Below are 4,430 nucleotides of genomic sequence, written 5' to 3'. Positions count from 1 at the left end.
CGATAAATTTTATCTACATGAACCGATTCTGGATAATAGCCAGTATAATTTTTATATGCTTCTACTTGTGACTTTAGGTTCGCTGATTCATTAAAATTATCCCAACTAATATGGTCTAAAAATACATTCCTCTTAACAGTTTCTTGATTCACTTTGTTTACTAAGTCTGCACTAATTCTTTCACGAAAATGGACTAACATAGATGCATCAAATGGAGCTTCATTAATATAAGATGACATCCCTATGAAGTACTGTAGATAAGGATTTTCCTTGATTTGTTCTATTGTCTCTCTATCACTTATTCCTAGTTTTTCTTTGATTATTAATGCCCCTAATGCCATCCGAAACGACTTTGCTGGCGCTCCCATCTCTATAGAGAATCCGGATGAATATTCCTCTTCAAATTCTGCCCAGAGTATTAAATTCGCCAGAATAATCCAACGATTATCTGATGACAATTTACCTTCAAACGGAAGTCCAAAATTTTCTGCTGAGACTGGAGGTTGCCCCTGTTTTCGATACATATGTACTAATAAGGCACGAGGAGTGCTAGTCACGTAGATGCAAGGATTTTGGGCTATTTTAGCCTCTTATCTTGCACCTGAATATATTTCTTTGGTCTGATGATCTGAGAATGTAAGCTTTTCTTTCTTTTTCAGCAGACCCTAGGATAGTAATGAATGCGCTCTTCTAGCCCAACTAATGTCAGAATGTGTTTAATCCGGCTATCAGCTTCTTCGGCTGTAACATCTTGCATTTCTAAAGCCATTTCCACATTTTGATAGACATTCAGAAAGCCCAGCAGGTTATGTGCTTGAAAAATGTAACCTATATGGCGACGAAGCAGAGTCATCTGTTCTTTATCAGCGTTGAGCAATTCATGTTCTAGAACTTTGAGACTCCCTTCTTGGGCGGAACGTAGACTTCCCATTAATGTTAGCAGTGTAGTTTTCCCAGAACCTGATGGACCTGTCAAAATGACGATTTCACCGCTATCAATTTGCAAATTTACATCAAATAACACCTGTTTGCGAAGAGAACCATGACCAAAGTAGTGATTAAGATGGGAAATGGTAATGGCTGGTTCTGGTAAAGGATGTTCGCTCGAAACTGTCTCCAGTGAAAGTAATTGGGTCATTATCAACTCCTAAAAAATATCGGCGGGATCTGCCGTCTGTAATTTACGCACTGCTATGGCAGCAGAAAAAGAACACATGATTGTTGTCAGGATGAGAACGAATACGACCCGTCCTACATTCATAGCCATTGGTAACAGGGTTGCAATATGAGTAATTTGATAAATTGTTAAAGCAATGAAGATGCCAGGAATAAAGCCCAATATTGCTATAATTAGTGATTCTTGGAATACAAGAACTAGTAAGTATTGATCGCGAAATCCCATCGCCTTGAGGGTGGCGTATTCTGATAAATGTTCAGTGACATCGCTGTAGAGAATTTGATAAACAATTACGGCTCCAACGATAAAGGCAATGACCACTCCTAAATCGAAGGTATAACCAATTGGTGTACTGGCATTCCAGAAAGCAACTTCAGCTTTGGCGTAATCTTCTCTGGTTAAGACTTTGATATCATCAGGTAAGCGTGATCGCAAATTTGCCAGAACTTGTTTCACATCAGCACCAGGCTTGAGCTTAATTACCCCCACATCAATTAATCCTGATTGGCGGGATGTCGCCATGCGTAAGAAGTTGATATCACTGGTGACTAAATAAGAATTTATCCCAAAGGTCGGACTAAGTTGAAATAATCCCCGAATGCGAATTTGCCGTTGATTGATCTCGGTGGAAATTTGCTCACCTGCTTGCAAGTATTGCCCAATCGCCCCAAATTCATGACGGGAACCTGCATCAAATAAAGCTGTATCCGGTTCACTCAGTTGTTTACGGTAGGCTTGCACACCCGATAAGTTCATTACCTGATGTTCTGGATTAATACCGATCGCAAAAATGTTCCAAATTTCTTTGTTGTAAGGATTGCGCCACTGAATGAAATCGAGATAAATCGGACTTACCGATTGCACACCATCTACTCCTAGTGTTTGATATAATCGTCTTTCAGTAAAGCGATCTAGGGAAATGAGCGATCGGTAGCGGCCACTCAACATCACGATTTCGCCATTCAAACTATGGTGAAATTCCACTGCACTGCTAAATAAGGCTCCTCTAAAACCCAATTGCAGAAACATCAGTACATTGGCAAAGCTAATCCCCGCGATCGCAACCATCAAGCGCGATGGCTCTTTCCGCAACTGCAACCACGATAGAAAAAGGGGTTTTTTCTTTTTCTTGGCTTTATTAGATACAGGCTGAGGATGGATAATTGTCGTCATCATGACTTCCTCAAGATTGGACATTGATTTCCATCTGAACGCTTAAGTTGGTCAAACCAGCAACTTGGCGGCTAGATTTTGGATCCAAATGGACTTTCACTTCCACAACTCGCGCATCAAATTGCGCTGCTGGATCGGTGTTTAACACATCCTTTTTACCGACTTCTAGCCCAACTTCAAACACCTTGCCGTGTAACACATCTGCAAAGGCATTATTCTTACTGGTGATAGTTGCAGATTGACCGACCCGAACTCGGCTAATATCCAGTTCATAAACTTCTGCTACCGCAACCATTTTTTGAGTCTGTCCCAAGCTAATAATGCCTTTATTAGCTACCAGTTCTCCTGGTCGGGTATGAATCTTTAAGACTTGTCCATTTTGGGGCGATCGCACAACTGCTAAATCTAATTCTGCCTTTGCCCTTCCTACCCCAGCCTGTGCTTGGGAAACTTGCGATCCCGCCACTTCTACATCCACAGGACGCACTTCTGCAATCTGGTTCAGCGTCGCCTTCGCTTCTGCAATCTGCTTTTGGCGTGACAGAATAATCCTGCTTAAAGATGCACGGGCTTCGTTTAAGCTATCGCTAACGGTATCTGCCTGTAATTGCTTAGTATCTCGCAAGGAAGCAGAGACGGCTCCCTCTATGTAGAGTTGCTGATAGCGTCGAGCTTCTAGTTCCGCATTCTGTAATTCTGCTTTCACACGAGCGAGCGTCGCTTCTTGCGCTGCTGTTTCCGTTACCAACTCCGCCTGTAGCCGATCCACAACCTGTTTCTGTGCTTGAATTTGCCCCAACTTTGCGCCAGCTTCAACCTGCTTTAGACGATTTTGGGCAACCACAACTTGCTGTTGTGCTTCTTCCAGGACTGCTTGACGACGCGCATATGTATCTAAGATGGCAATTATCTGTCCCTTACGAATGAACTGACCGTGATCGACTTTCAGGCTATCTACTCTCGCACCATCAGTGGATGTAGGCGCAAAAACATTCACAACTTCACCATCTGGCTCCAATCGTCCTAGCGCTGAGATGGTTCTAATAGTAGGTTTAATAGTCGATATTGTTGGCTGAGTTGGATGACTTTTAATTGTGTGATACAAAACTACACCCGCTATCAGCATCACAAAACCAGCAATGACAACGGTAATCCGACGTGGATGGCGCAATTTTACCCCTATTTCAGAAGCCACCATAATTAATCACCAATAATTGGGCTGTTTTTTTGTATTCAATTTTTTTAATAAAATTTATTGTATATTAAAATTGTTGATTACGTCAAGTCTTTTTTATGGCTCTCAAGCACGCGATTCTAGCTTTTCTTTCCCGTCAACCTCTGAGTGGCTATGAAGTTGCCAAAGAACTTGATGAAGGCTTTGGGAGTTGTTTTTGGAGGGCTAGCCTGCAGCAAGTCTATGTTGAGCTAGGCAAACTTGAGCAACAGGGCAATGTTACCTATGAAGCGATTCCGCAACCGGGACGGCTGGATAAGAAAATCTACTCTCTCACCCCACAAGGCCACAAAGAACTAACTAACTGGTTAATGAAACCTACTGAACCAGCTACAATTCGTGAAGATTTAGGTGTAATAGGACTTGCTGGACATCTTATTGATATAGAGGTAATTGTGTGCGAAATTGAACGACGGCGACAACTCCATCTCGAAAAGGTGCAACAGATACAAAAACTTGACGAACAGTTTTCCCATAATTTAGAATCCTTGGCACTTAGGGATGTGTATATGCATTTGATTATTCGCCGTGCAATTCGCTATCACCAAGATTGGGCGGCATGGTGTGACGAAGCCCTTCAGTTAATTACTGCTCTCCCAGAGTACAAGTAAGTCGGCGGAAAAGCAGATATAAGTTCCTTTGATCTTTCAACAAGGGTAAGCTCGCTGGGACCAATAGTTCCATTGTGAGCCCGAATGGCTTTGATAACACCAAGACTATAACAATACCTTCGCCAAAAATAAATAGGGCGTTCTGTAGTAAAGTTGTTGTTTACCACAACGACAACTTCCAGTCTACAGAACGCCCATGCTAGATATAGTAACACTTCTTTTAAGTTTAGAAGTT

Annotated in this window: 5 protein-coding genes; 1 reads left to right on the top strand and 4 read right to left on the bottom strand. The window is 42.0% G+C overall.

The window, feature by feature from the left end:
- From LC574_RS28335 to LC574_RS28320, 4 genes are all read right to left on the bottom strand, one after another.
- The coding region (locus tag LC574_RS28335) for a transposase (RefSeq protein ID WP_229456991.1) at positions 1-524 on the bottom strand (524 nt) is incomplete at its 3' end.
- 131 nt (positions 525-655) lie between these two features.
- Positions 656-1,138: an ATP-binding cassette domain-containing protein gene (locus LC574_RS28330; protein WP_368736747.1), complete on the bottom strand. Its 483-nt coding sequence runs from the start codon at positions 1,136-1,138 to the stop codon at positions 656-658.
- Between the two features lie 9 nt (positions 1,139-1,147).
- Complete coding sequence (gene devC / locus LC574_RS28325; protein ID WP_229456990.1) at positions 1,148-2,350, bottom strand: ABC transporter permease DevC; 1,203 nt, start codon at positions 2,348-2,350, stop codon at positions 1,148-1,150.
- A gap of 10 nt (positions 2,351-2,360) precedes the next feature.
- Positions 2,361-3,548, bottom strand: coding sequence for an ABC exporter membrane fusion protein (locus tag LC574_RS28320; RefSeq protein WP_229456989.1), 1,188 nt, complete (start codon positions 3,546-3,548; stop codon positions 2,361-2,363).
- 95 nt (positions 3,549-3,643) lie between these two features.
- Here LC574_RS28320 and LC574_RS28315 point away from each other — a divergent pair, with 95 nt between their 5' ends.
- On the top strand, positions 3,644-4,195 hold the full coding sequence (locus LC574_RS28315; protein WP_229456988.1) for a PadR family transcriptional regulator: 552 nt from the start codon (positions 3,644-3,646) through the stop codon (positions 4,193-4,195).
- Positions 4,196-4,430: the final 235 nt, after the last annotated feature.

Origin of the sequence: Nostoc sp. CHAB 5715, from assembly GCF_020829685.1 — a bacterium.
GTDB lineage: Bacteria > Cyanobacteriota > Cyanobacteriia > Cyanobacteriales > Nostocaceae > Nostoc.
The sequence above is the reverse complement of the archived record's forward strand: the minus strand, read 5'-3'. Positions and strand labels throughout refer to the sequence as shown.